The organism is Roseateles sp. P2_H4 (genome assembly GCF_056403315.1).
In genome coordinates this window covers 58,016-81,813 of sequence record NZ_JBFUFR010000023.1, presented here as the reverse complement: position 1 = coordinate 81,813, position 23,798 = coordinate 58,016, and the positions used below count along the sequence as shown (strand labels likewise).

Here is a 23,798-nt window from a genome sequence, read left to right as displayed (position 1 = left end):
AGGCACGGGGGCTTTGCGAGGAGTCAGCCGAGGCTTACGGGCGCTCGCGCTTGGGCAGGGCGGTCATGCCTTGCGTGGCCGAGCTGCTGGGCACGGCGAAGAAGGTCCAGACGCTGTTGGCCGGGAAGGCCAGAGCGGTGTTGGTGTAGATGGACGTGGCCGAGGTCGGCACGGTCACATCCACCTGCGACGCCGTCGTCGACGAGATGCTGTTGGGCGTGGAAGCCGTACCCGGCAACACATTGGACGCGACGGAGCTGAAGTCGACGTTCAGCGACACGCCCGAGGTCTGGGCGGCGATGGCGTTGACGAGGCGGATCTTCACGTTGCCGGCGACGGTGGGCAGGCGGTTGTCGTCGTTCAGCACCGACATCTTGGGCGCAGCGGCGTCACCCCAGACCAGCAGGGTGTAGTCGTTGCCGGCCGTCAGCGTCGGGGCGTTGAAGCTGACCGCAGCGCCGTTGACGGTGGCGGACAGCGTGCTGGCACCGGAGGCGGTGGTCACGTAGTCGCTGATCAGCGGGCTGATGGCGCTGCTGAACATCTGCTGGCCGTTGACGTTGGAGCCGACGGCGGCGCCATTGGTCAGGGCTGCGACGGTACGCACGCGCGACTGGGTGTTGGCGAAGTTCTTGACGGCGCCCTTCTGGACCAGGCTGATGCCGTTGACGAGCACGCCGCCATCCGAAGCCGTCAGGATCAGCGTGTTGACGCTGGCCGAGTCGAGCGTGATGGCCGGGATGTCCAGGCGCAGGTCGGTGCGCTTGTTGTAGCCGGTCACGCGCACGCGGAAGGTGCCCGAGTTGATCTGGATGTAGCCGCTGCCGGCGCCGCCCTGGAGGTTGGTCGTCAGTGCGGTGGCGGTGTCGATGGGGTCGGTGGCCGTCGTCACGTAGACGTCCAGCGCGCCGGCGTCCGGTGCCAGGTTCAGCACCAGCAGCTTGGCCTTGTTGGCGTCGGGCACGACTTCAGCTTCCTGCAGCAGCGTGGTGCGGATGGCACCGGCGAAGCCGTAGGTGATGAAGGTGTAGTTGCTGCCCGAGGTCAGCGTGGGCGTCGTGGCCGACACGCTGGTACCGACGTCGCTGGTCAGCACCTTGGTGGCCGTGGCGTTGGTGTCGACGTCGCCATAGGCGCCGACGCTGGCGTAGGCGACCTTGGTGTTGATGGACTTGTCGTTGACCGACAGATCCAGCGCCGCATAGGAACGCGTGGCATTGAGCAGGCGAACCTGCGTGTTGCTGCTGCCGCCGCCACCGCCACCACAGGCGGTCAGGAATGCAGTGGCCGACAGGCTCAGCGTCAGGACCAGTCGCGTGGCCCAGGGGGTGAATCGCATCGAGAACTCTCCGAAAAAACCAAACCGCCGGGCCGATCCCAAGAACGCGGACTCGCGATTAGAACCCAAGCCGGCGATATCGCCATTTCCGCCACCTAGCACCGGGTGAAGAACTGTTGCTGGAGCCAGGGTCTGCCCCAGGCTGCAGGTGAGGAGAGCACTCCAATTCCGGCGCGTCCGCGTCGGTAGCATCCGCCGCCATGAACTATCCCCACCTCCTCGCGCCCCTGGATCTCGGCTTCACGACGCTGAAGAACCGCGTGCTCATGGGCAGCATGCACACCGGCCTGGAGGATGGACGCAAGCATTTCGAGCGCATGGCGGTCTTTTTCGCCGAGCGCGCCAAGGGTGAGGTGGGGCTGATCGTCACCGGCGGCTTCGCGCCCAATATCGAAGGCTGGGCCAAGCCCTTCGCGGGCACGCTGGCCACGTCGGGCGCGGCGCGGCGCCACAAGATCATCACGGACGCCGTGCATGCCGAGGGCGGCAAGATCGCGCTGCAGATCCTGCACACGGGCCGCTACGGCTATTCGCCGCTGTGCGTGGCGCCGTCGCGCATCCAGAGCCCGATCAGCCCGTTCACGCCGCGCGAGCTCTCGGCCCGCGGCATCGAGCGCCAGATCCGCGCCTTCATCCGCTGCGCCAAGCTGGCCCGCGAGGCCGGCTACGACGGGGTCGAAGTGATGGGCAGCGAGGGTTATTTCATCAACCAGTTCCTGGTGGAACACACCAACCAGCGCACGGACGCCTGGGGCGGGTCCTACGAGAACCGCATGCGCCTGCCGCTGGAGATCCTGGCGCGCATGCGCGAGGCCGTCGGGCCGGACTTCATCATCATCTACCGCCTGTCCATGCTGGACCTGGTGCCCAACGGCAGCAGCTGGGAGGAAGTCGTGGAGCTGGGCCGGCGCGTGGCCAAGGGCGGTGCCACCCTCATCAACACCGGCATCGGCTGGCACGAGGCGCGCATCCCGACCATCGCGACCAGCGTGCCGCGCGCGGGCTTCGCCTGGGTGACCGCGAAGCTGCGGGTCAAGCTGCGCGAGGAAGGCATCACGACGCCGCTGATCACCAGCAACCGCATCAACACGCCCGAGGTGGCCGAGGGCGTGCTGGCGGACGGCAGCGCCGACATGGTGTCGATGGCGCGGCCCTTCCTGGCCGACTCGGAGTTCGTCAAGAAGGCCCGCCAGGGCCGGGCGGACGAGATCAACACCTGCATCGCCTGCAACCAGGCCTGCCTGGACCACACCTTCGCGCAGAAGATCTCGACCTGCCTGGTCAACCCGCGCGCGGCCTACGAGCAGGAGATCGTCATCAAGCCGGTGAATGGCGCGAAGAAGCGCATCGCCGTCGTCGGCGCCGGCCCGGCCGGCCTGGCCGCCGCGACGACGCTGGCCGAGCGCGGCCACGCGGTGACGCTGTTCGACGCCGCGGCCGAGATCGGCGGCCAGTTCAATATGGCCAAGCGCATCCCGGGCAAGGAGGAGTTCAGCGAGACGCTGCGCTATTTCGGCCGCCGCATCGAGGTCACCGGTGTCGAGCTGAAGCTGAACCGTCGCGTCGCGGCGGACGACCTGAAGGGCTTCGACGAGGTGCTGCTGGCCACCGGCGTCAGCGCACGCAATCCGAAGATCAAGGGCCAGGACGAAGGCCAAGCGCGCGGCCAGGTGCTGAGCTATATCGATGTGCTGAGGCACGGCAAGCCGGTGGGTGGGCGGGTCGCCATCGTCGGCGCCGGCGGCATCGGCTTCGACGTGGCCGAATACCTGCTGGAGGCCGGCCACTCGCTGACGCTGGACCCGGCCGCCTGGCGTCGCCATTGGGGCGTGGGCGACCCGGAACAGGTGCGCGCCGGCCTGCTGCGGCCGGCACCCGAGGCGCCGACGCGCCAGATCACGCTGCTGCAGCGCAAGGCCGGCAAGCCCGGTGCGGGCCTGGGCAAGACGACCGGCTGGATCCACCGCGCGGCACTGAAGATGAAGAACGTTGACATGCTGGCCAGCGTCAACTACGAGCAGATCACGGCCGAGGGCCTGTGGGTCAGCTATGGCGAGAAACGGGCCGACGCCCAGTTGATCGAGGCCGACACCATCGTGCTGTGCGCCGGCCAGGAGCCCTTGCGCGAGCTGGAGGCGCCGCTGAAGGCCGCGGGCGTCAACGTCCACCTGATCGGCGGCGCGCTGGAGGCCGGCGAGCTGGATGCCAAACGCGCCATCCTGCAGGGCACCAAGCTGGCCTGCACGCTTTAGTTCTGGGACAGCTCCCAGAGCTGGTACAGGGTGTCGCAGTCCTGCTCGACGATCTCCAGGCCCTGAGCCAGGTCGAAGCTGGAGTCGTACCAGCCGCAATCCAGCTTGCGATTGGCGCCGCTGGCCGCCGTGCGCGGGCTGGGCAGGCCGGCCACAGGCAGCTTGGAGTGGGACCAGGACGACTGCGAGGAGTTGAAGAATTGCATGGGGTGGCTCCGGGTTTTTGAAGGGGCGTCGTCGTGTTCAACGCCATGCCGTCAGCATCGCGGCCGGGGCCTTTGGGGGACATCACCCGGAGGGTGGAGCGAGGGGGGAGAGGGCGGCGCCGCATCCCCCTTCTTCCCCTCTTCTTCCCCCAAAAGGGGGAGACGGCCGCAGGCTAAGCTCGCGGCGCCCATCAGCCGCCCATCGCCTTGATCCCCTCCGCGCCGCCCTTCCAAGCCCCGTTTCGCCCTGCGCCGGCCCAGCGCGGGCTGGTGGCGCTGTTGCTGTCGCTGCTGGCCAGCCCCGGCCTCGTCGTCGCGCTGGGCAGCACCGGGCTGGACCTGCCCGAGCGCCTGGCCACGCTGGGGCTGTCGCTGTGGCTGCTGGCGCTGGTGCCGACGCTGCTGGGCAGCCTGCGCTGGGCAATGCTGGCCTGGACGCCCGCGGTGCTGCTGCTGCCGCCCTATGTCTACCTCTGCCTCAGCCTGGGCAGCCCTCCGGGCGACGCCCTGGTCGCCGCGGCGCTGCACACGGCGCCGGCGCGCAGCCTGGAGGTGGTGCGCGGCTTCGGCGCCTGGGTGTGGCTGTGGGCGGCCATCGCGCTGGCCTACCCGCTGCTGGCCTGGCGCATCGACGGGCGCTGGCGTCTGGCGGGCCGCAAGGGCTGGCTGGCTGGCCTGCTCGGCATGGCCTGCCTGTCGCTGGGAATGCGGCAGGCCTTCCCGCAGCAGCTGAGCCTGCCGGCGTTCTTCGAGCGGACCACGGCCGACCGGGTGTTTCCGCTCAACCTCGCGTCCAGCCTGCAACGCGTGCTGGAGCAGGCCGGGCGTGAGAAGCCGACCGTCTCGCTGAACGGCCGTGCCCGCCCCGGCTCGGCCGAAGAGGCTCTGCACCTGGTGCTGGTCATCGGCGAGTCCGTTCGGCCCGATCACCTGGGCATCTATGGCTATGGGCGCGACACGACGCCCGGCCTGTCCGCGCTGCGCGACGAGCTGCTGCTGTTCCACGACGTCGCCTCGACGGCGCACTGGACCGGTGTCGCCGTGCCCGGCATCGTCGGCCGGCCCTTCGGCGACCACGGCCGAGCCAGCGTCGTGAGCACGCTGCGCGAGGGCGGCTACCACGCGGCCTGGCTGTCCAACCAGGAGAACTCGGACCTGATCAGCGACGCCGACGTGGCCGACTTCGCGCGCGGCGACTACGACTTCCATCTGCGCATGGACGCCGCGCTACTGCCACCGTTCGAGGCACTGCTGCGCCAGGCCGGGCCGCGCCAGTTCATCGTGCTGCACATGATCGGCAGCCATTTCCCCTACGAGGAGCGCTACGACGCCCAGGCGCGGCGCTTCACGCCCACGCTGGCCGACGCCGGCGTCAACGGCTGGCCAGGCCCGGGCCACAAGGCCGAGGCCATCAATTCCTACGACAACACGTTGGTCGTGCTGGACCGTTTCCTGATGCGCACCATCGCCGCGCTGCGTGCCGACCCCACGCCGGCCCTGCTGGTCTTCACCTCGGACCATGGCGAAAACCTCTTCGACGACGAGCGCCAGCGCTTCATGCACGCGCTGACCGATCCGTCCAAGGCAGACACGACGGTGCCCTTGTTCTTCTGGGCCAACGAGGCCTACCGCCGGCGCTGGCCCGAGGCCCTCGCGCCGCTGCGGGTCCACAGCAAGGCGCCCATCAGCCACCCCGACCTGATGCCCACGCTGCTGGACCTGGCCGGCGTCGACGCCAACGGCATCGCGCCCGCCGAAAGCCTGCGTTCGCCGGACTGGCGCCCACGCCCGCGCCGCCTGCGCCAGATCGACGGCCCCGGCTGGAACTACGAAGACATGCGCTGATCTCTGAAACTGGGGTCAGAGTCGATTTATCGTTTGCCAACCTGGATCGGCTAGGCTGACGCATCCCACCCGAGGAACCGCCATGACCGCCACCGCCATCAGCCCCGTCGACGTCGCCGCCAGCCTGACCGAGTTCTGGTCGCCGCGCGTTGTCGGCGCCTTCGACGACAACTACGTCAAGGTCGCCAAGGTGCAGGGGACTTTCGGCTGGCACCGCCACCCCGACGAGGACGAACTCTTCCACATCCTGCGCGGCCGGCTGCGCATCGAGATGCGCGACGGCGCGGTCACGCTGGAGGCGGGCCAGATGTTCGTCGTGCCGCGCGGCGTGGAGCATTGCCCCGTGGCCGAAGAGGAGTGCCTGCTGATGCTGGTGGAGCGCAAGACGACGCTGCACAGCGGCGACACGCCGAACGAGAAGACGCGCTCCATCGAGGCGCAGCTGGGCCAGGTCTAGCGGCTCAGCTCCCGGCGCGCGTCGCTGCCTATCCAGCGCGCCGATTTCTCCTCACGCTGGCACAGGCGCTCCGCCACTGTGAGCGCAGGCTCACGCAGTGCCGGGCTGCGCTTGCCGATCTGCCGCAGCGCCCAGTTGACGGCCTTCTTGACGAAGTTGCGCTCGTCGTCGGCGGCGGCTTCGATGAGCGGCAGGCGGGCGATGAAGTCGGCGTCGGGCCGCGTCTTCTGGTGCACGGCGGCCACGGCCAGCAGCGCGAAGCCGGCGCGCTTCTCGAACTCGGCCTCGCGCGCCGCCCAGCGCGGAATCGCCTCCCAGGCCAGAGGGCTCTTCACGAAGGCATTGGTGCAGGCCTGGTCGCAGACGTCCCAGGCCCTCATGCCGGCGACCCAGTGGTCCATCTGCTTCACCGTCAGTTGGGCTGGCTCGGCCACCATGCCGGCCAGCATCTGCGCATCGGGAATGCCGCTGTCCCACAGCGCCAGGGCCAGCTCGTGGTCGCGCTTGAACTCGCGGGCCAGCGCCCGCAGCGTCGGCACGGCCAGGCCCAGGCGGGCATCGCCGGTCAGGCCGAAGCGGGCCATGGCCTCCAGCGCCTCGGGGCGGGCCGCGGCATGCAGGCGTTGCAGGGCAAGGTCGAGTCGGGAGGTGCTCATGAAGATGGCGCTTGACTTAGAGCGCACTCTAGGTCGTCCAATGGCCCCATGACAGCCCTGGCCGACCCTCCCCTGCTGCTGATCGGCGCGCTGGCCGCGCGCTGCGGCAAGTCCGTCCACGCGATTCGCTGGTACGAGGCCCAGGGCCTGGTGCCCGGCGTGGCGCGCGACGCCGGCGGCCGCCGGCGCTACCGCGAGCAGCATGTCGCCTGGCTCGAATTGATGGAGAGGCTGCGCATCACCGGCATGTCCATCGCGGAGATGCGCCGCTACACCGAACTGGTCACCCAGGGCCGCAAGAGCCTGGGCGCGCGCCGCGACATGCTGGCCGCCCACCGTGCCGAGGTGCTGGCCACGATCACGCGCTGGCAGGAGGCGCTGGGCGCGCTGGACCAGAAGCTGGATTTCTATGACGACTGGATCGCCACCGGCCAACGCCCGGAACGCGACCCGCTCAACCCCAGGAGACCGACATGAACACCGCCACCGAGACCAACAAGGCCCTGCTGCAATCCATCTACGCCGCCCTGGCGGACGGCGACGGCCGGCCTTTCCGCGAGGCCATGGCCGAGGACTTCAGCTGGACCATCGCCGGCCACTCGGCGTGGTCGCGCAGCTGGCTGGGCCGCGAGGCCGTACAGCGCGATCTGCTTGCGCCGCTGTTCCAGCGCTTCGCGACGCGCTACCGCAATCGCGCCGAGCACTTCATCGCCGAGGGCGACACCGTCGTCGTGCAATGCCGTGGCGAAGTGCAGACCACCGCCGGCGAGGCCTATGACAACCACTACTGCATGGTCTACCGGGTGGCTGACGGGCGGCTGCGTTCGGTCACCGAGTACATGGACACCGACCTCGCCTGCCGCGTGCTCGGCGCACCCGAGATGGCAGCTCATGCGGCCGGCTCATAAGCCTATTCGGCGAACGCGCGTGACGCGGCGCAAAGCCTAGGACAATTGCGCCACCCCATTTCGTCGCCTGCCATGAAGCTGCTACCCCTCTTCTCGACGCTTGCGCTTGCCCTGACCCTGAGCTGCGCCCCTGCCCACGCCGTCACCGGCCCGGGCGTCTCCTGGCAGGCCGCCGCGGCCGATGCCGACATCGACCGCTACTTCGTGCAGGCCAAGGCCGAGAAGAAGCCGGTGCTGCTGTACTGGGGCGCCAAATGGTGCCCGCCCTGCAACCAGCTCAAGGCCACGCTGTTCAACCGCGCGGACTTCATCGAGCAGAGCAAGGCCTTCGTGGCCGTGGGCATCGACGGCGACGCGCCCGGCGCGCAGAAGCTGGGCACGCGCTTCAAGGTGCGCGGCTACCCGACCATGATCCTGTTCAACCCGGCCGGCAGCGAGATCACCCGCCTGCCCGGCGAGGCCGATGCGGCCCAGGTCATGAAGGTGCTGCAGCTGGGCCTGTCCAGCGGCCGCCCCGTGAAGGCGGTGCTGGCCGACGCCAAGGCCGGCAAGAAGCTCGCCGCCAACGAATGGCGGCTGCTGGGCTTCTACGGCTGGGAGACCGACGAGCAGCAACTGCTGCCGGTAGCCGAGCGACCGGCCACGCTGGCCCAGCTGGCCAAGGCCAGCGAGGGCGTGGATGCCGAAACGACGACGCGGCTGTGGCTGAAGTCGGTCGGCGCGATGGCCGAGGGCAAGGCGGCCGACCCGGCCCAAATTTCGACAGGTTTGCCGCGCCTGCGCGCCGTGCTCGGCGACGCCGCCCAGTCCCACGCCCAGATGGACGTACTGACCAACGAAGCGCCCGACTTGGTCAAGGCTTTCGCGCCGCAGCCGGGCGAGGCGCGCCATGCCCTGGTCGCCGAATTCGACGCCGCGCTGAAGCGCCTCAACGAAGACACGACGCTGTCCCGCGCCGACCGCCTGAACGCGCTGCAGGGCCGCATCGACCTGGCGCGCCTGGATTCGCCCAAGGACGACCCCAACCCCAGGAACATCCCCGCTGCCCTGCTGACCGAAGCCCGCGAGCAGGCCGCCAAGGCCAACCGCGAGATCACCGATGGCTACGAGCGCCAGGCCGTCGTCACCGAGGCCGCCCATCTGCTGGGCCGCGCCGGGCTGTGGAAGGACAGCGACGAGCTGCTGAAATCGGCCCTGGCGCGCAGCCACTCGCCCTACTACCTGATGAGCCAGCTCGGCAGCAACGCGAAGAAGCAAGGCAGACGAGCCGACGCGCTGCGCTGGTACGAGGAGGCCTTCAACAAGAGCGAAGGCCCGGCCACCCGCCTGCAATGGGGCACCACCTATCTGACTGCGCTGGTCGAGCTGTCGCCCGAGGACGCCCCGCGCATCGAGAAGGCCGCCGCCCAGCTGTTCAGCGAGGCGGACAAGGACCCCGGCGCCTTCTACGAACGCAGCGAGCGTTCGCTGAAAAAGGTCGGCAGCCTGCTGACCACCTGGAACCAGGGCCCGACGCAGGCCGCCGTTGTCGGCCGCCTCAAGGCCCAGCTCGACGGCGTCTGCGGCAAGCTGGACGGCAGCGACGCCAAGGCCAAGTCGGCCTGTGCCGGCCTGATGAAACCAGCCAAGGCCTGATCAGGCGGCGACTGCCTGTTCCATCTTCAGCGCGGCCTGCACGGCCGGGCGCTGCTGCATGCGCGCCTGGTGGGCGGCCAGGTTCTCCAGGCCCGCGATGTCCACACCCATGCGGCCGGACCAGCCGGTGATGACGAACAGATAGGCGTCGGCCACCGTGAAGCTCTCGCCCATGAGGTAGGACTTGCCCGAAAGCTGACCGTCCACCCACGTGAAGCGTTCCACGAGCTTCTTCTTGAAGAGGGCCTTCACCTCGTCAGGCACGGCCGGGTTGAACAGCGGCCCGAAGCCCTTGTGCAATTCGCTGCCGACAAAGGCCAGCCACTCCTGCACCCGCGTGCGTGCCAGCGTGCCGGCCGGCGGCAGCAGGCCCTTGGCGGGCGCCAGGTCGGCGATGTACTGCACGAGGGCGGCGTTCTCGGTGATGCGCTGCCCGTCGTCCAGCTCCAGCAGCGGCACATAGCCCCGCGGATTGATGGCGTAGTAGTCGCTGCCGTCGGCGAGCTGATGGGTTTTCAGGTTGACCTGAACGGCTTCGTGGGCGAGGCCTGCTTCGTGCAACACGATGTGCGGGCATTGCGAACAGGCACCGGGGCTGAAATAGAGCTTCATGGCGGATGTCTCCTGGTAGCTGAGGGTCAGAAGCGGCAAATGCCATGCCCGCTCGGAGCGGCGAGCGCCAGCTGCGGCACACTTCGGCCCCGGCGGCGCTAGGGCTGCTGGACACAATGCCGCGGAGGGACGGAACATGGATGACGCAGGCTTGAGCGGCCTGGCTGGCGGCACCGCCGCCGTGGTGGCCTCGGCCGACCTGGCTGGCCTGGCGCTCAGCGGCGGAAAGGCCGCTCACGGCCACGGCGCCAGCGGTGATTGCCTGAACTGCGGCGCCACGCTGGCGATGAACGCGCGCTTCTGCAGCCAGTGCGGCCAGGACACGGCCAACCACCCGCCGTCGCTGATGGAGTTCGCGCACGAGTTCGTCAGCCACTACATCGCCGTCGAAGGCACGCTGTGGAAGAGCCTGTGGGGCCTGATGGCCAGGCCCGGCTTCCTGACGCGCGAATACCTGGCCGGCCGCAAGCAGCGCGCTATGTGCTGCCGCTTCGCCTGCTGTTGACGCTGGGCCTGCTGTTCTTCCTGGCGCTGAAGCTGATGCCCGGCAGCACGCAGGGTTTCCTGGACGATGACGACGAGGTCGCCCAGGTCGTGCCCCAGGCGGCGTCAGCGGCATCAGGCGCTGCCGCCAAGATCGCCAAGACCAAGAAGAAGGTGGTCGAGCGCAGCAGGGACGCGAACATCCTCAACCCCGAACTGGCCTCGCAGCTGCCCCAGGGCATGCAGGACCGCATGCATCGTGCCGAAGACCATTGGCGTGCCGACCCCCAGGGGTCCATGAGCGCCATGGGCGCCACCATGCTGGGCCTGGCGCCCTATGCGGTGCTGTGCTCCCTGCCCTTCTTTGCCGGCCTGCTCAAGCTGCTGTTCTGGCGCCAGCCCTATGGCGCCCACTTCGTCTTCGCCATGCATCTGCACGCAGCCTGGTACGGCATGCTGCTGCTGGCGGTGCTGCTGCCCTGGGGCGTCGTGGCCTTTGCCGTCTGGGCCTGGTCCAACGTCTACCCGGTGCTGGCGCTGAAGCGGGTGCACGCGGCCAGCTGGTGGACGACGGTGCTGCGCGCCGCGCTGCTGGCGGTGCTGCACTGGGTCATCATCACGCTGGGCCTCGTCCTCCTGACGATGGCCGGGGCACTGGCGGCGGGCTAGAGCTCCGACAGCAGCGGCTCGCGCCGCAGGTCGGCGTCCACGTCCATCAGCACGCTGGCCAGTTCCAGCGTGCGCCACAGCCCCTCGGGCATGGCCAGGATGGCCTCGGGGGTGCGCGCCTGGCTGACCCAGGCACCGATCTCGGCATGCTGTTCGTGAGTCAGCAGGCAGCGGTCACGCATCTCGTCGAGTGTCTGCACGCTCAGCCTTTCTTCGCGGCGCGAGTGCCGCAGCGCCTATTTTGGTCGAGTGCGCCCGACGCTGCTACTTGCGGGGCTTGGCAGGCTGGGCCGGGGACACCTTGGGCGCATCGCCGATGACGGTCTTCAGCGGGCAGACCTTGAAGGCCGGGCACTTGGCGCAGCCGGCGACGATGGCGATGGGGCAAAGGGTCATGGCTGGCTCCCGGGGACGGTGGCTGGCTGAAGGGCGGCCCAGCATACGCTGCCATTCATCCCGCGTCAGGCGCCATTCAGCTCATGGAACTGCCAACCGTCATCCCCAACGCGGGGGCAGGCCTGGCGGCCCGGATACTGGCGGCCATCCGATCCCTGGAGCCCTGCCATGCCCTTCCCTGCCCGGCGCGCCTGTGCGCTCGCCGCCGCTCTGGCGCTTGCCGCGCCGCTGGCTCACGCGGCCGCGCCGCTCAAGCCCTGCCGCATCGACGGCATTCCCACCGAGCTGCAATGCGGCAGCCTGCAGCGCCCGCTGGACCCGGCGCGGCCGGACGGCGTCAAGGTCGACATCCACTACCTCGTCGTGCCGGCACTGGCCCGCAACAAGCAGCCCGACGCCGTGCTGCTGCTGGCCGGCGGCCCCGGCCAGAGCGCCATCAAGGTGGCCTCGCGCGTGCTGCCGCGCCTATCAAGGCTGAACAACCGCCGCGACCTGGTCTTCATCGACCAGCGCGGCACCGGCAAGTCCGCACCGCTGGACTGCCCGGACGACAGCAAGCTCTCCGTCGCCGAGCAGCTTGAGCCGGGCGCGCAGATGCGGCGCATCGAAGAATGCCGCATCGGACTCGAAAAGCTGCCCTACGGCAAGGACGGTGGCCTGCGCTTCTTCACGACCACGATTGCCATGCAGGACATGGACGCCGTGCGCGAGCAGCTCGGCGTGCCGCAGTGGAATCTCGTCGGCGCCAGCTACGGCACGCGCGCCGCGGTGGAATACCTGCGCCAGTTCCCGACCAAGGTGCGCCGCACCGTCATCGACGGCGTCGCGCCGCCGGACATGATCCTGCCGGCCAGCTTCTCCACCGACGGCCAGGCGGCGCTGGACAAGCTGTTCGCAGCCCACGCCAAGACCCATCCCGAGCTGCGCGCGGACTGGCAGAAGCTGCTGGCCTCGCTGCCACGCCCCGTCGCCGTGCAGCAGCCGCTGACCGGCGTGCTGGAGCGCTTCAGCGTCGACCGCGACCTCGTCATGCGTTCGGTGCGCGGCCCGCTCTACCAGCCGGCCCTGGCCGCCGCCCTGCCCGCGGCCATCCACGCGGCGGCCAGCGACGGCAACTTTGCTCCCCTCTTCGGCCTGACGACGGCCTTCGGCTCCAGCCCCTCGATGCGGCTGGCGATGGGCATGCATTTCTCGGTCATGTGCGCCGAGGACGCCCCTCGCATCGGCGAATCCAAGGACGCACCGGGCGCCGACTTCCGCACGGTGGACACCGAGATGTATGCCCGCGTCTGCAAGACCTGGCCCCGTGGTGACGTGGCGCCGGACTTCTACAAGATGCCGCCCGCGCCCAGCCCCGTCCTCGTGCTGAGCGGCGGCGCCGACCCGGCCACGCCGCCGCGCCATGGCGAGCATGTCGCCCAGGCCCTGAGCGCCGGCCATCCGGAGCGCGTGCAGCATGTCGTCGTCGCCGAAGCCGGCCATGGCGTCATGGCCGTCGGCTGCGTGCGCGACCTGATGTTCCGCTTCATCGACGCCAAGGCCGACACGGCCGCCCTGCCCCAGGACGCCGCCTGCGCCACCCGCATCCCGCGCCCCGTCGCCTTCCAACCCATCCAGTCCACGCAAGAAGGGGCAGCGAAATGATCGACATCCAGGACGTTCACAAGCAGTTCGTCGCCCAGAGCGGCGGCAGCCTGTTCAAGCGCGGCGCCAAGCGCGTCGTGCACGCGGTGCAGGGCGTCAGCGTGAAGGCCGCCAACGGCCGCATCACCGGCCTGCTGGGCGCCAACGGCGCCGGCAAGACGACGACGCTGCGCATGCTGGCCGGCCTGTTCCCTCCCGATGCGGGCCAGATCAGCGTCGACGGCATTGCCGTGAAGGACGCACCGCTGAAGGCCCTGGGCCGCATGGGCATCCTGGGCGATGCCCACGGCCTCTACCCGCGGCTGTCGGCACGCGAGAACATCGTCTACTACGGCCGCCTGCAAGGCATGAGCCCCGACGCCGCCAACGCACGCGCCGAGGAGCTGGCCAAGCTGCTCGACATGGGCAGCATCCTGGACCGCCGCGCCGACGGCTTCAGCCAGGGCGAGCGCATGAAGACCGCCTTGGCCCGCGCCCTCGTGCACGACCCGGCCAACATCGTGCTGGACGAGCCCACCAACGGCCTGGACGTGCTGGCCACGCGTGCGCTGCGCGAGGCCCTGCGCTGGCTCAAGAGCCCCGCGGGCGGCAGCAAATGCATCGTCTTCTCGACGCACATCATGCAGGAGGTGGAGCAGCTCTGCGACGAGGTCATCATCGTCTCCAAGGGCCGCAGCGTCGCCCACGGCAGCGTGCCGGGCCTGCTGGAACAGGCCGGTGAATCCCGCTTCGAGGACGCCTTCGTCAAGCTCGCATTTCCGGAAGAGGTGGCTGCGTGAAACAAGGCCTGATCGTTTTCGTCAAAGAGCTCAGCGACGCGCTGCGCGACCGCCGCACGCTGCTGCGCCTCATGATCCCCGCCGTGCTGATGGGCCCGCTGCTGCTGATGGCCCTGTCCGGCCTCATCGCCTCGCTGGAGGAACGCGCCGACAAGCGCGAGATCCTGGCCGTCAACATCGAGGCGGCGCCGACGCTGAAGAACTACATCGAACGCCAGACCTACACCGTCAAGGCCGCGCCGGCCGACTACGAGGTGGGCTTGCGTGCCACGACGCTGCTGGAGCCGGTGCTGGTCGTGCCCAAGGACTTCGAAGCCAAGCTGCTGGCCGGTGAGGCGCCGACGGTGGAGATCGTCAGCGACAGCGCCAACCAGCGCGCCAACGCCGGCGTCGGGCAGATCGCGCGCCTGCTGGGCGGCTTCAACCGCGAGCGCGCCATGCTCAACCTGGCGATGCGCGGCGTGTCCACCGAACTGCTCGAGCCCGTCGACGTGCAGGAGCGCGACCTCGCCAGCGCCCAGGCCCGTGCCGCGCGCTTCACCAGCATCATCCCGATGTTCATCATCATGGCCGTGCTCTACGGCGCCCTGACCTCGGCCCTGGACAGCACGGCGGGTGAGCGCGAGCGCGGTTCGCTCGAGCCGCTGCTGATGAACCCCGCGCCGCACGGTGCCATCGTGGCCGGCAAATGGGCTGCCGTCGCGCTGATGGGCATGGCCGTGGCGCTGCTGTCGTCGCTGAGCTTCGTGCCCGCGCAGTGGCTGCTGAAGAGCGATGTGCTGCAGGCGCAGTTCAGCTTCGGCGGCGGCGAGGTGCTGGCCTTCTGGCTGCTGCAGATCCCGCTCGCGGCCGGCTTGTCGGCGCTGCTGATGGCCCTGGCCATCCGCTCCAAGACCTTCAAGGAAGCCCAGGCCGGCAGCACCCTGGTCATCACGGCCATCACGCTGATGCCCATGGTCAGCATGTTCAATCCGGGCGGCGAGGCGGCCTGGTACTACTGGGTGCCAGGTCTTGCCCAGAACACGCTGATGATGGCGGTATTGAAGGGCGAGGCGCTGCGCTGGAGCCAGGTGATGCCCGGCGTCATCGTCGGCTTCGCGCTCGCGGCAGTCGCATTGCTTTACGTGGCGCGTTCGATGCGGGCCGCCGTGGCGCGCTAAGCTGCGCGGCCCATGAATCGCATCCTCTCCACGTCTGCCCTGGTGCTGCTGGCCGGCTGCACCAGCTTCAAGAGCTTCACCGCCTTTGAAGCCGCCACGCCCCCCGACTACACCGGTCCGACGGTGAACGTTGCCGACCAGGTGGTGGCCATCAGCGCCCAGCGGCTGCACGTCTTCGAGATGACGCAGGTGGACGACCGCCGCCTGTCCAGCAGCAGCATGGCCACCACGCGCGCCGGCCAGGGCAGCGGCATGACGGTGGCGCCGGTGGCGCTGACCAACGAGCTGCCGCTGCGCCCGGCCCGGGTGCGGCTGCAGGCGACGACGCAATACGCCTCGCCGATGCTGGCGATGTCGAACGCGACCTGCCGCACGGTCGGCGAGGTCAGCTTCACGCCCCAGGAGGGCAAGCGCTACATCGTCGGCGGCCGCATCGCCGCCAAGGTCTGCGAAGTCTGGATCGAGGACCCGGTGACGGGGCAGGCCGTGACCGAGAAGATCAGCGGCCCCGGCATCGAGCCCTAACCCAACCGCCGAGCGGCGGCCTTGAGCAGCGCGCGCGAGTACCAGCGGTGAAAGCCCAGCAGGGCGTGAAAGACCCAGCCCAGGCGCGGCGCGCCGCCAGGCTCACGCCGGCGCGGCACGACGGCCGATCCGAACCACAGCGTGCTGCCAGCCGTACCGGCCTCAGCGGCCTCAGCGGCCTCGACCTTGAACCAGGAGCGCGTCGCGCCGCTGTCCTCGTGCATCAGCAGCTCGTCGGGCCTGCGCGCCGCGACGGTCCAGACCGCCAGGCGCTCACCTTCGCCACGGGCCACGGCGCGCGCCATCGCGTCGCTGGAGGGCTTGCCCAGCAGCGCGATCAGGGCGCGCTCCACCTTGAACAGGCGCGTCGTGTAGAAGGCCTCGACGAACTCGGCCAGCGTCACGGCGCGCGGGAACTTCAGCGTGTAGGCGTCGGCAAAGGCAGCACGTTCCTCGGCCAGACGGGCCAGCAGGCTGTCGGTGGGAGGCGGGGTGTCCTGGGGTGTCATGGGCGCGAAGCGTAAACGCTCAGCGCCGCGAGGCCGCGCTGACGCTCAATCCGGCTTGACCTTGGCCCGCAGGAGGACCGGCTTCCAGCGCTGTTGTTCCTGGGCGATGAAGGCCGCGAACTGGGCCGGCGTGTTGCCGACCGCCTCGGCGGAGTCGGCGCTCAGGCGATCCTTGGAGCCGGTCGAGCGGATCGCCTTGGCCGCTTCCACGGCGAGCTTGTCGACCGAGGCCTGCGCCATGCTGGACGGTGCCAGCAGGCCATACCACTGCGTCATCTCGAAACCGGGGAAGCCCTGCTCGGCCACCGTGGGCACGTCGGGCAGCTGGGGCAGGCGCTCGCGCGAACCCGTGGCCAGGCAGCGCAGCTTGCCGGCCTTGATGAACTGCAGCACGGCCGGCGCCCCGACGGCCGCGGCCTCCAGTCGCCCGCCCAGCAGGTCGGTCAGCTGCGGGCCGGTGCCGCGGTAGGGCACATGCAGCATGAAGATATTGGCCGCCATCTTCAGGTATTCCATCGCCAGGTGACCGGCGCTGCCGTTGCCCGCCGAGCCGTAGTTCAGCTGGCCCGGGCGCTTGCGGGCGTAGGCGACGAACTCCTGCAGCGTCCTGGCGGGCACGTCGGCGTGGACGACGTAGAGGCTGGGCACCTTGGCCAGCAGCGTGACGGGCCGGAAGTCCTTGACCGGGTCGTAGGGCAGCTTGTCGAAGATATAGGGGTTCACGGCCAGCGTGCCGATATGGCCCAGCACCAGCGTGTGCTGGTCCTCCGCGCGGGCCACCTCGGCCATGGCCACATTGCCGGCGCCTCCCGGCTTGTTCTCGACATACATGGTCTGGCCCAGCGACTTGGTCAGCTCGGCCGCGACGGTGCGCGCGACGATCTCGCTGCTGCCCCCCGGCGCGAAGGGCACGAGCAGGCGGATGGCACGGCTGGGCCAGGGGGTCTCGGCCAGGCTGGGCAGGGCCAGACCGGCGGAGGACAACAGCAGCAGGCGGCGTTGCAGATCGGTCATGGCGGCGCGGTGAAGAAGTCAGCGTGGGCCGACTCTATCCGGGCGCCGTCTCCTGCTCCATCCAACCCAGCCAGAGCATGGCCTGCTCGCGGTTCTCGCCACACATCTCCTCATGCGGCGGCAGGGAGCCGCAGACAGCCGGGCGCTCGGGCTGCCCAAAAATGCGGCAGCGCAGTTCCTCATCGAGCTGCACGCAGCGCACACCCGCCGGCTTGCCATTCGGGTGGCCGGGGATGGGCGAGCTGATCGAGGGCGCGATGCAGCAGGCGGCGCAGCGGGGGCGGCATTCCATGGGTAGCCGCGATTTTGCCTGCCAGGCCCGGGGTTACTTGCTGACGACGATGTCGCCGGACTGCAGCTCGCGCAACTGATCCACATAAGGCAGCTCGATGTTCGCGAAGCTCGCGGGCACGCCCGCGCAGCGCAGCGCCAGGGGCCGGTCGCAGACATGGAAGTGCAGATGCGGCTCGGTGGAGTTGCCACTGCTGCCCAGCGAAGCGATGACCTGCCCGGCACGCACGGTGTCGCCGACCTTGACGCGCACGCTGGCCGTCTTGAGGTGGGCATACACGGTGGACTCGCCCTGGGCGTGTTCGATCAGCACATAGTTGCCGATGAGGGCGTCCTCGCCCTGGGCCATGCGCTTGTCCTGCAGCTCGCCGACGCGCTTCAGATAGGCGCCCTGCTCCTCGCCCGGGCGCCGCAGGTCGTCCACGGACTCAGGCACATCCTGGCGCGCGACCCGCACGATGCCGTCGGCGGCCGCCAGCACGGGCGCGCCATATGCGAAGTATTCCGCCAGCCGGCTGCCCTTGCCGCGATAACTCAGCCCGCCCGCACCTATGCGCGCGATGTCGAGGGCGAATTCCTGCGGCACCACCCAGCGGTGATGGGAGTGGGCGCTCGGGCCGGCGCCGATGAACCAGGTGCCCGCGAGCGGAAAGCGGTAGCTGTTCTTGGCGCCGCTGAGGATGGGCAGCGAGGCGACGGCGCTGACCGCCTGCTGGCTGGCGTCGTGGCCCGCGACCTGCACCGTCACGGCCGGCCGCTTGCCGCGGTAGCTCAGGAACTGCTGCACCAGCATCAGCGTCTCGCCGGGAGCCAGCGTCGCCGAGGCCGCGAAGACCGGCTTGGGCCCCAGCAGCGCGGCGCCGCCGAACTGGAAGCCGAGCTGGTCGATCAGGCCGGCGTCGCCCATCTGCTTGCCGCGGGCGGCGCTCTTGGCCAGGTCCGCGGCTTCCAGCAGCCGGGAGTCGGTCGGCGTGCCGGGGCCTTTCACGGCCAGCATCACCGAATCCAGCGTGACGGGCACGCTGCCGTCGTTGGCGATGGCGATGTTCTGCACCAGCACCCCCTGGACGCCGCGCACCGAATCGATGGCATAGGCATGCACGCCCTGCGCCGGATAGAAGCGCACCGACAGGGCTTGCGACCAGGCCGGCAGGCTGCAGGATGCGGCCAGGCAGGCCGACAAAAACACTTGGCGAGGAAGCATGGGGTCCTTTCAAGACGGTGCCGCATTGTGGGTACCGGCGCCCGGCAGCGCCTGTGCGGCGCGACCATCTGCATTCCCTGGGGCTTCAAGCGTTCGGATTGCGCCGATTGCGGTATGTGCGCCCGCGTACCAAGGCCGTATGGGATGACTTATCCACAGCCACTCTTTAAAATTCCGGGTTTGCCCGATGGCTCGACGCCCCTCGTCCAAGGACTACCTTGGCCGGTCCCCGAGGGGACGGCGATGCCTGCCGGATTGACCGGCAAGCACATCGCCAGAGCGGGCCGGCTCGGGAGCGGCCCAGCGCTCGGCCCGAAATGCGGAATGGATAAAGAGATGCTCTACCCCAAGGAATTCGATGTCATCGTCGTCGGCGGCGGCCATGCCGGCACCGAGGCGGCGCTCGCTGCCGCCCGCATGGGCGCGCAGACGCTGCTGCTGACCCACAACATCGAGACCCTGGGCCAGATGAGCTGCAACCCAAGCATCGGCGGCATCGGCAAGGGCCACCTCGTCAAGGAAGTGGACGCCCTGGGCGGCGCGATGGCGCTGGCGACCGACGAAGGCGGCATCCAGTTCCGCATCCTGAACGGCAGCAAGGGCCCGGCCGTGCGCGCCACCCGCGCCCAGGCCGACCGCATCCTCTACAAGGCGGCCATCCGCCGCATGCTGGAGAACCAGCCGAATCTGCAGATCTTCCAGCAGGCGGTCGACGACCTGATGGTGGAAGGCGACCGCGTGGTCGGCGCCGTCACGCAGGCCGGCATCCGTTTTCGCGCCCGCGCCGTCGTGCTGACGGCCGGCACCTTCCTGGACGGCCGCATCCACGTCGGTCTGGAGAACTACAGCGCCGGCCGCGCGGGTGACCCGCCGGCGGTGAGCCTGTCCGCTCGGCTCAAGGAGCTGAGGCTGCCGCAAGGCCGGCTCAAGACTGGCACGCCGCCGCGCATCGACGGCCGCACCATCGACTTCAGCAAGTGCGAGGCCCAGCCCGGCGACCTCGATCCCGTGCCGGTGTTCAGCTTCATGGGCAGCAAGGCCATGCATCCGCAGCAGATGCCGTGCTGGATCACGCACACCAATCTACGCACGCACGAGATCATCCGCAGCGGCTTCGACCGCAGCCCCATGTTCACCGGCGTCATCGAGGGCGTGGGGCCGCGCTATTGCCCGAGCATCGAGGACAAGGTCAATCGCTTCGCCGACAAGGACTCGCACCAGATCTTCCTGGAGCCCGAAGGCCTGACGACGCACGAGTTCTACCCCAACGGCATCTCCACCTCCCTGCCCTTCGACATCCAGCTCGCCGCGGTGCGCAGCATCCCGGGCCTGGAGAACGCCGACATCCTGCGCCCCGGCTACGCCATCGAGTACGACTACTTCGACCCGCGCGGTTTGAAGGCCAGTTTCGAGACCAAGGTCATCCAAGGGCTCTTCTTCGCCGGCCAGATCAACGGCACGACCGGCTACGAGGAAGCCGCCGCTCAAGGCCTGTTCGCCGGCCTGAACGCGGCACTGCAGGTGCGCGGCGACGGCCCTTGGACGCCGGCGCGCGACCAGGCCTACCTGGGCGTGCTGGTGGACGACCTGATCACCAAGGGTGTCACCGAGCCCTACCGCATGTTCACCAGCCGCGCCGAGTTCCGGCTGCAGCTGCGCGAGGACAACGCCGACGCGCGACTCACCGAGACTGGCCGCCAGTTGGGCCTGGTGGACGACGAGCGCTGGGCCGCCTTCAACCGCAAGCGCGACGCTGTTTCACGTGAAACCGAGAAGCTGAAGAACACCTGGGTGCATCCCGGCATCCTGCCTGCGGCGGATGCGGAGCGGCTGGTCGGCAAGGCGCTGGAGCGTGAATACACGCTGGTCGAACTGCTGCGCCGGCCTGGCGTCGGCTTTGACACCATCGCCGAGGTGGCGTCGATTGCGCGGCCCGAAGCCGGCGTTTCACGTGAAACACTGACCGCCGAGCTGGGCCAGGAGCTGGCCGACCTCGTCACCGAGCAGCTCGAGATCAGCACCAAGTACGCCGGCTACATCAACAAGCAGGTCGATGACGTCGCCCGCGCCGCCCACTTCGAGCACCTGAAGCTGCCCGAAGACCTGGACTACGGCCTGGTCCACGCCCTCTCCTTCGAGGCGCGCCAGAAGCTGAACACCCACCGCCCCGAGACGCTGGGCCAGGCCTCGCGCATCTCCGGCATCACGCCGGCCGCGGTCTCGCTGCTGCTGGTGCACCTGAAGAAGAGCAAGTTCAAGGGCTTCACGGAAGCTGAGGCGGCATGAGGGACACGCTCCAGGCGGCAGCCGCCGAACTCGGCCTCGAACTCAGCGACATCCAACTTGACCAGCTGCTGGCCTATCTGGCCCTGCTGCAGAAGTGGAACAAGGTCTACAACCTGACCGCTGTGCGTGACCCGGCACAGATGCTGAGCCACCACCTGATCGACAGCCTGTCCGTCATCGCGCCGCTGCAGCGCCACGGCGCCGCAAGTCGAGCGCCGGGCCGCCCCAAGGAAGACTTGCCCTCCCTCGGGGAGGTGCCTGCGTACTCGCAGGCGGAGGGTAGACATGTCTCGCGGCTGATGGACGTCGGCGCCGGCGGCGGGCTGCCCGGCGTCGTCATCGCCATCTGCTTCCCCGGCACCGACGTCAGCTGCGTGGACGCCGTCGCCAAGAAGACCACCTTCATCCAGCAGGTCGCGGCCGAGTTGAAGCTGCCCAATCTGCATGGCGTGCACAGCCGCGTCGAGCAGTTGAAGACGGAGCCGTTCGGCGTCATCACCTCGCGCGCCTTCGCCTCGCTGGTCGACTTCACCAGCCTGACCCGCCAGCATTTGGCTGAAGGCGCCGTCTGGATGGCCATGAAGGGCCAGCACCCGGCCGACGAGATCGCCGCCCTGCCTGCCGACGTGAGCGTGTTTCACGTGGAACAACTGGCCGTCCCGGGCCTGGACGCCCAGCGCTGCATCATCTGGATGCGGCCTCGTTGAGCCGTCGGYGCGGGTCCGGCCCGAGCCTCACAGTCATCTCACGCCGGTACGATGCCGGCTGACCGAGAACTCGAACCCATGGCCAAGATTTTCTGCATTGCCAACCAGAAGGGCGGCGTCGGCAAGACCACCACCACCGTCAACCTCGCCGCCGGCCTGGCCCAGATCGGCCAGCGCGTGCTGGTCGTCGACCTGGATCCGCAGGGCAACGCGACCATGGGCTCGGGCATCGACAAGCGCAAGCTGGAGCTGACCGTCTACGACGTGCTGCTGGAGTCCGCCTCCCTGGCCGAGGCCAAGACCCGTGCCGAAAAGGCCGGCTACGACGTGCTCGGCGCCAACCGCGAACTGGCTGGCGCGGAGGTGGATCTGGTCGCGCTGGAACGCCGCGAGGCCCGGTTGAAGGCGGCACTGGCCGAAGCCGGCAAGGATTACGACTTCATCCTCATCGACTGCCCGCCTTCGCTGTCGATGCTGACGCTGAACGGCCTGTGCAGCGCCCATGGCGTCATCGTGCCGATGCAGTGCGAGTACTTCGCGCTCGAAGGCCTGACCGATCTGGTCAACACCATCAAGCAGATCCACGCCAACCTGAACCCCGACCTGCAGATCATCGGCCTGCTGCGCGTCATGTTCGACCCGCGCATCACGCTGCAGCAGCAGGTCAGCGACCAGCTCAAGGCTCACTTCGGCAACAAGGTCTTCGACACCGTCATCCCGCGCAATGTCCGCCTGGCCGAGGCGCCGAGCTATGGGCTGCCGGGCGTGGTGTTCGACCCCAGCTCCAAGGGCGCCCAGGCCTTTGTCGACTTCGCCAAGGAGATGGTGAGGCGCATCGAGACGATGCGGTGAGCGCGGCCGCCTTGCGTGCCATGCGTGCCGACGACGCCGACAGCGTCGCCGTCCTCCACGCCATCAGCTGGCGCAGTGCCTACCGCGGCATCGTGCCGGATGGCTTCCTCGACCACGAGGTCTTCGCCGAGCGCCAGGCCGTCTGGCGCGAGCGACTGCAGGGACTGGCCACCACGCCAGCCTTCGGCATCGTGGCGGAAGACACCGCCGGCCAGATGATCGGCTTTGCCTATGTGCTGCCAGGCCACGACCCGGTCTGCGGCACGCTGGTCGACAACCTGCACGTCCACCCCGACCTCAAGGGCGGCGGCATCGGCCGCCAGCTGCTGCAGGCCGTCGTCCGCGAACTGGGGCCGGCGCATACCCAGCCTCTGCATCTCTGGGTGCTGGACCAGAACGAAGCCGCCAAGCGCTTCTATGCCCGCATGGGTGCCGAGTTCATCGACCCCGGCACGACCCCGCCTTTTGGTGGCGTGTGCCTGCCCGAATGGCGCTGCGTCTGGCGCCATCCCTCTTCGTTGCTGACCGATGCTTGATCCCCTCGCCCTGCGCGCCGAACACGCCGGCCTGGACGCCAGCGCCCCGCCCCAGCAGGCCGACATCGACGGCTGGCTGATCCGCCTGTCGCCCGGCAAGGCCAAGCGCTCGCGCTGCATCAATGCCTTGCGCGCCGGCGCCCTGCCGCTGGACGAGCTGCTGGCCCGCTGCCAGCGCGCCTATGACGCGGCCGGCCTGCCGCTCGCGGTGCGCGTGACACCCTGGAGCCAACCGGCCGATCTCGATGCCCTGCTCGCCGCCAAGGGCTGGAACGCCTTCGATGCGGCGGATGTGATGGTGCTCGGCGACCTCGCCGCCGAGCCCGCTCCCCCCGCTCTCCAGGCCCTCGATGCCCCCACCTACGCCGCCACCGTCGGCGCGCTGCGCGGCTCATCCCAGACCGCCATCGATGCCCACGCCGAGCGCATCGCTAACGCCCCGGTCACCTACCAGGGCTTTGCGCTGAATGATGCCTCAGGCGCCCTGCTGGCCTGCGGGCAAATGGTCGTCGACGGCGACATCGTCGGCCTCTACGACATCTTCTCCGCCGTGCCGCGCCAGGGCCATGCGGAGCGCCTGTGCCGCGCGCTGCTGGCGCTCGCGCACGCGCAAGGCGCTCGCCAGGCCTATCTGCAGGTGGGCAGCGACAACGAGGTCGCCAAGCGTCTCTACACGCGCATGGGCTTTACCTTCGCCTACCGCTACCACTACCGCAGCCCGGAAAAAGAACTGGTCTGAGTCGAAGGCCGAGGGCCCGTCCCTCCTTTCGGCTCCCACGTTTGCAGGTCGCTGTGGCGAGGGTCTCGCGCGTTGGCTGCGTCAACATCGCGCC

The 23,798-nt window shown here is 69.2% G+C and carries 27 protein-coding genes; 17 read left to right on the top strand and 10 right to left on the bottom strand.

What is annotated here, in order from left to right; translation table 11 throughout:
- Window positions 1-34: 34 nt before the first annotated feature.
- Window positions 35-1,339: a DUF4397 domain-containing protein gene (locus tag AC1DW3_RS18080; protein ID WP_477933406.1), complete on the bottom strand. Its 1,305-nt coding sequence runs from the start codon at window positions 1,337-1,339 to the stop codon at window positions 35-37.
- A 200-nt stretch (window positions 1,340-1,539) separates the two neighbouring features.
- Here AC1DW3_RS18080 and AC1DW3_RS18075 point away from each other — a divergent pair, with 200 nt between their 5' ends.
- Window positions 1,540-3,591, top strand: coding sequence for an oxidoreductase (locus AC1DW3_RS18075; protein ID WP_477933404.1), 2,052 nt, complete (start codon window positions 1,540-1,542; stop codon window positions 3,589-3,591).
- On the opposite strand, the gene AC1DW3_RS18070 is transcribed toward AC1DW3_RS18075, so the two are convergent.
- Window positions 3,588-3,797 (bottom strand): hypothetical protein, encoded by a 210-nt coding sequence (locus AC1DW3_RS18070; protein WP_477933402.1) that lies wholly within the window; start codon window positions 3,795-3,797, stop codon window positions 3,588-3,590. The genes AC1DW3_RS18075 and AC1DW3_RS18070 overlap by 4 nt on opposite strands.
- A gap of 207 nt (window positions 3,798-4,004) precedes the next feature.
- On the opposite strand from AC1DW3_RS18070, the gene AC1DW3_RS18065 reads away from it, so the two are divergent.
- On the top strand, window positions 4,005-5,642 hold the full coding sequence (locus tag AC1DW3_RS18065) for a phosphoethanolamine transferase (protein ID WP_477933401.1): 1,638 nt from the start codon (window positions 4,005-4,007) through the stop codon (window positions 5,640-5,642).
- 82 nt (window positions 5,643-5,724) lie between these two features.
- Window positions 5,725-6,099, top strand: a complete 375-nt coding sequence (locus AC1DW3_RS18060; RefSeq protein WP_477933399.1) for a cupin domain-containing protein — start codon at window positions 5,725-5,727, stop codon at window positions 6,097-6,099.
- Here AC1DW3_RS18060 and AC1DW3_RS18055 read toward each other — a convergent pair.
- Window positions 6,096-6,755: a DNA alkylation repair protein gene (locus tag AC1DW3_RS18055; protein WP_477933397.1), complete on the bottom strand. Its 660-nt coding sequence runs from the start codon at window positions 6,753-6,755 to the stop codon at window positions 6,096-6,098. The genes AC1DW3_RS18060 and AC1DW3_RS18055 overlap by 4 nt on opposite strands.
- A gap of 48 nt (window positions 6,756-6,803) precedes the next feature.
- Here AC1DW3_RS18055 and AC1DW3_RS18050 point away from each other — a divergent pair, with 48 nt between their 5' ends.
- The 3 genes from AC1DW3_RS18050 (at window position 6,804) to AC1DW3_RS18040 (ending at window position 9,298) form a co-directional block, all read left to right on the top strand.
- Window positions 6,804-7,232, top strand: coding sequence for a MerR family transcriptional regulator (locus AC1DW3_RS18050; protein ID WP_477933395.1), 429 nt, complete (start codon window positions 6,804-6,806; stop codon window positions 7,230-7,232).
- Entirely contained in the window at window positions 7,229-7,663 is a 435-nt protein-coding gene (locus AC1DW3_RS18045) for a nuclear transport factor 2 family protein (RefSeq protein ID WP_477933393.1), read from the top strand. The genes AC1DW3_RS18050 and AC1DW3_RS18045 overlap by 4 nt, the downstream gene beginning before the upstream one ends.
- A 72-nt stretch (window positions 7,664-7,735) precedes the next feature.
- Window positions 7,736-9,298: a thioredoxin family protein gene (locus tag AC1DW3_RS18040; RefSeq protein ID WP_477933391.1), complete on the top strand. Its 1,563-nt coding sequence runs from the start codon at window positions 7,736-7,738 to the stop codon at window positions 9,296-9,298.
- Here the strand turns inward: AC1DW3_RS18040 and gstA are convergent, their stop codons facing one another.
- Window positions 9,299-9,910: a glutathione transferase GstA gene (gstA, locus tag AC1DW3_RS18035; RefSeq protein ID WP_477933389.1), complete on the bottom strand. Its 612-nt coding sequence runs from the start codon at window positions 9,908-9,910 to the stop codon at window positions 9,299-9,301.
- Between the two features lie 136 nt (window positions 9,911-10,046).
- Between gstA and AC1DW3_RS18030 the strand changes: the two genes are divergently transcribed.
- Both AC1DW3_RS18030 and AC1DW3_RS18025 read left to right on the top strand, forming a co-directional pair.
- Window positions 10,047-10,415 carry a DUF3667 domain-containing protein gene (locus tag AC1DW3_RS18030; RefSeq protein ID WP_477933387.1) on the top strand — a complete coding sequence of 123 codons (369 nt, stop codon included), beginning with the start codon at window positions 10,047-10,049 and terminating at the stop codon, window positions 10,413-10,415.
- Window positions 10,391-11,062, top strand: a complete 672-nt coding sequence (locus tag AC1DW3_RS18025) for a hypothetical protein (protein WP_477933385.1) — start codon at window positions 10,391-10,393, stop codon at window positions 11,060-11,062. The genes AC1DW3_RS18030 and AC1DW3_RS18025 overlap by 25 nt, the downstream gene beginning before the upstream one ends.
- On the opposite strand, the gene AC1DW3_RS18020 is transcribed toward AC1DW3_RS18025, so the two are convergent.
- Together AC1DW3_RS18020 and AC1DW3_RS18015 are read right to left on the bottom strand one after the other, a co-directional pair.
- Window positions 11,059-11,262: a hypothetical protein gene (locus AC1DW3_RS18020; RefSeq protein ID WP_477933384.1), complete on the bottom strand. Its 204-nt coding sequence runs from the start codon at window positions 11,260-11,262 to the stop codon at window positions 11,059-11,061. The two genes, AC1DW3_RS18025 and AC1DW3_RS18020, sit on opposite strands and share 4 nt — an antisense overlap.
- A 64-nt stretch (window positions 11,263-11,326) precedes the next feature.
- The gene (locus AC1DW3_RS18015) at window positions 11,327-11,458 is read right to left on the bottom strand and encodes a hypothetical protein (RefSeq protein WP_477933382.1); all 132 of its coding nucleotides are present in this window, start codon (window positions 11,456-11,458) and stop codon (window positions 11,327-11,329) included.
- Between the two features lie 168 nt (window positions 11,459-11,626).
- On the opposite strand from AC1DW3_RS18015, the gene AC1DW3_RS18010 reads away from it, so the two are divergent.
- From AC1DW3_RS18010 to AC1DW3_RS17995, 4 genes are read left to right on the top strand one after another with little or no spacing between them, the layout of a single operon-like run.
- Complete coding sequence (locus AC1DW3_RS18010) at window positions 11,627-13,102, top strand: alpha/beta fold hydrolase (RefSeq protein ID WP_477933380.1); 1,476 nt, start codon at window positions 11,627-11,629, stop codon at window positions 13,100-13,102.
- Entirely contained in the window at window positions 13,099-13,881 is a 783-nt protein-coding gene (locus AC1DW3_RS18005; RefSeq protein WP_477933379.1) for an ABC transporter ATP-binding protein, read from the top strand. The genes AC1DW3_RS18010 and AC1DW3_RS18005 overlap by 4 nt, the downstream gene beginning before the upstream one ends.
- Window positions 13,878-15,041, top strand: coding sequence for an ABC transporter permease (locus AC1DW3_RS18000; RefSeq protein ID WP_477933377.1), 1,164 nt, complete (start codon window positions 13,878-13,880; stop codon window positions 15,039-15,041). The genes AC1DW3_RS18005 and AC1DW3_RS18000 overlap by 4 nt, the downstream gene beginning before the upstream one ends.
- 12 nt (window positions 15,042-15,053) lie before the next feature.
- Window positions 15,054-15,566, top strand: coding sequence for a hypothetical protein (locus tag AC1DW3_RS17995; protein WP_477933375.1), 513 nt, complete (start codon window positions 15,054-15,056; stop codon window positions 15,564-15,566).
- Here AC1DW3_RS17995 and AC1DW3_RS17990 read toward each other — a convergent pair.
- The 4 genes from AC1DW3_RS17990 to AC1DW3_RS17975 are packed head-to-tail and all read right to left on the bottom strand — an operon-like array spanning window position 15,563 to window position 18,584.
- A complete protein-coding gene (locus AC1DW3_RS17990; protein ID WP_477933373.1) occupies window positions 15,563-16,075 on the bottom strand; it encodes a hypothetical protein in 513 nt (170 codons plus the stop codon). The genes AC1DW3_RS17995 and AC1DW3_RS17990 overlap by 4 nt on opposite strands.
- A 45-nt stretch (window positions 16,076-16,120) precedes the next feature.
- A complete protein-coding gene (locus tag AC1DW3_RS17985) occupies window positions 16,121-17,089 on the bottom strand; it encodes a Bug family tripartite tricarboxylate transporter substrate binding protein (protein WP_477933371.1) in 969 nt (322 codons plus the stop codon).
- Between the two features lie 34 nt (window positions 17,090-17,123).
- Window positions 17,124-17,381, bottom strand: coding sequence for a YkgJ family cysteine cluster protein (locus tag AC1DW3_RS17980; RefSeq protein WP_477933369.1), 258 nt, complete (start codon window positions 17,379-17,381; stop codon window positions 17,124-17,126).
- Between the two features lie 33 nt (window positions 17,382-17,414).
- Complete coding sequence (locus AC1DW3_RS17975) at window positions 17,415-18,584, bottom strand: M23 family metallopeptidase (protein ID WP_477933367.1); 1,170 nt, start codon at window positions 18,582-18,584, stop codon at window positions 17,415-17,417.
- Window positions 18,585-18,920: 336 nt separating this feature from the next.
- On the opposite strand from AC1DW3_RS17975, the gene mnmG reads away from it, so the two are divergent.
- From mnmG to AC1DW3_RS17950, 5 genes are all read left to right on the top strand, one after another.
- Window positions 18,921-20,870: a tRNA uridine-5-carboxymethylaminomethyl(34) synthesis enzyme MnmG gene (gene mnmG, locus AC1DW3_RS17970; RefSeq protein ID WP_477933476.1), complete on the top strand. Its 1,950-nt coding sequence runs from the start codon at window positions 18,921-18,923 to the stop codon at window positions 20,868-20,870.
- The gene (gene rsmG / locus AC1DW3_RS17965) at window positions 20,867-21,577 is read left to right on the top strand and encodes a 16S rRNA (guanine(527)-N(7))-methyltransferase RsmG (protein WP_477933365.1); all 711 of its coding nucleotides are present in this window, start codon (window positions 20,867-20,869) and stop codon (window positions 21,575-21,577) included. The genes mnmG and rsmG overlap by 4 nt, the downstream gene beginning before the upstream one ends.
- Before the next feature lie 78 nt (window positions 21,578-21,655).
- Complete coding sequence (locus tag AC1DW3_RS17960) at window positions 21,656-22,429, top strand: ParA family protein (protein ID WP_477933363.1); 774 nt, start codon at window positions 21,656-21,658, stop codon at window positions 22,427-22,429.
- The gene (locus AC1DW3_RS17955; protein WP_477933361.1) at window positions 22,426-22,965 is read left to right on the top strand and encodes an N-acetyltransferase family protein; all 540 of its coding nucleotides are present in this window, start codon (window positions 22,426-22,428) and stop codon (window positions 22,963-22,965) included. Before AC1DW3_RS17960 ends, AC1DW3_RS17955 begins: the two co-directional genes overlap by 4 nt.
- Window positions 22,958-23,704: a GNAT family N-acetyltransferase gene (locus AC1DW3_RS17950; RefSeq protein WP_477933359.1), complete on the top strand. Its 747-nt coding sequence runs from the start codon at window positions 22,958-22,960 to the stop codon at window positions 23,702-23,704. Before AC1DW3_RS17955 ends, AC1DW3_RS17950 begins: the two co-directional genes overlap by 8 nt.
- The last annotated feature ends 94 nt before the right edge of the window (window positions 23,705-23,798 follow it).

What these genes read in the sequence shown, in the direction of transcription:
- AC1DW3_RS18075 (WP_477933404.1), top strand. Translation starts at nt 1,540, where the DNA reads ATGAACTATCCCCACCTCCTCGCGCCCCTGGATCTCGGCTTCACGACG.
- AC1DW3_RS18010 (WP_477933380.1), top strand. Translation starts at nt 11,627, where the DNA reads ATGCCCTTCCCTGCCCGGCGCGCCTGTGCGCTCGCCGCCGCTCTGGCG.
- AC1DW3_RS17985 (WP_477933371.1), bottom strand. Translation starts at nt 17,089, where the DNA reads ATGACCGATCTGCAACGCCGCCTGCTGCTGTTGTCCTCCGCCGGTCTG.
- rsmG (WP_477933365.1), top strand. Translation starts at nt 20,867, where the DNA reads ATGAGGGACACGCTCCAGGCGGCAGCCGCCGAACTCGGCCTCGAACTC.
- AC1DW3_RS17990 (WP_477933373.1), bottom strand. Translation starts at nt 16,075, where the DNA reads ATGACACCCCAGGACACCCCGCCTCCCACCGACAGCCTGCTGGCCCGT.
- AC1DW3_RS18045 (WP_477933393.1), top strand. Translation starts at nt 7,229, where the DNA reads ATGAACACCGCCACCGAGACCAACAAGGCCCTGCTGCAATCCATCTAC.
- AC1DW3_RS17975 (WP_477933367.1), bottom strand. Translation starts at nt 18,584, where the DNA reads ATGCTTCCTCGCCAAGTGTTTTTGTCGGCCTGCCTGGCCGCATCCTGC.
- AC1DW3_RS18055 (WP_477933397.1), bottom strand. Translation starts at nt 6,755, where the DNA reads ATGAGCACCTCCCGACTCGACCTTGCCCTGCAACGCCTGCATGCCGCG.
- AC1DW3_RS18040 (WP_477933391.1), top strand. Translation starts at nt 7,736, where the DNA reads ATGAAGCTGCTACCCCTCTTCTCGACGCTTGCGCTTGCCCTGACCCTG.
- AC1DW3_RS18060 (WP_477933399.1), top strand. Translation starts at nt 5,725, where the DNA reads ATGACCGCCACCGCCATCAGCCCCGTCGACGTCGCCGCCAGCCTGACC.
- AC1DW3_RS17960 (WP_477933363.1), top strand. Translation starts at nt 21,656, where the DNA reads ATGGCCAAGATTTTCTGCATTGCCAACCAGAAGGGCGGCGTCGGCAAG.
- AC1DW3_RS17950 (WP_477933359.1), top strand. Translation starts at nt 22,958, where the DNA reads ATGCTTGATCCCCTCGCCCTGCGCGCCGAACACGCCGGCCTGGACGCC.
- AC1DW3_RS18080 (WP_477933406.1), bottom strand. Translation starts at nt 1,339, where the DNA reads ATGCGATTCACCCCCTGGGCCACGCGACTGGTCCTGACGCTGAGCCTG.
- AC1DW3_RS18015 (WP_477933382.1), bottom strand. Translation starts at nt 11,458, where the DNA reads ATGACCCTTTGCCCCATCGCCATCGTCGCCGGCTGCGCCAAGTGCCCG.
- gstA (WP_477933389.1), bottom strand. Translation starts at nt 9,910, where the DNA reads ATGAAGCTCTATTTCAGCCCCGGTGCCTGTTCGCAATGCCCGCACATC.
- mnmG (WP_477933476.1), top strand. Translation starts at nt 18,921, where the DNA reads ATGCTCTACCCCAAGGAATTCGATGTCATCGTCGTCGGCGGCGGCCAT.
- AC1DW3_RS17980 (WP_477933369.1), bottom strand. Translation starts at nt 17,381, where the DNA reads ATGGAATGCCGCCCCCGCTGCGCCGCCTGCTGCATCGCGCCCTCGATC.
- AC1DW3_RS18050 (WP_477933395.1), top strand. Translation starts at nt 6,804, where the DNA reads ATGACAGCCCTGGCCGACCCTCCCCTGCTGCTGATCGGCGCGCTGGCC.
- AC1DW3_RS18005 (WP_477933379.1), top strand. Translation starts at nt 13,099, where the DNA reads ATGATCGACATCCAGGACGTTCACAAGCAGTTCGTCGCCCAGAGCGGC.
- AC1DW3_RS18030 (WP_477933387.1), top strand. Translation starts at nt 10,047, where the DNA reads ATGGATGACGCAGGCTTGAGCGGCCTGGCTGGCGGCACCGCCGCCGTG.
- AC1DW3_RS17995 (WP_477933375.1), top strand. Translation starts at nt 15,054, where the DNA reads ATGAATCGCATCCTCTCCACGTCTGCCCTGGTGCTGCTGGCCGGCTGC.
- AC1DW3_RS18070 (WP_477933402.1), bottom strand. Translation starts at nt 3,797, where the DNA reads ATGCAATTCTTCAACTCCTCGCAGTCGTCCTGGTCCCACTCCAAGCTG.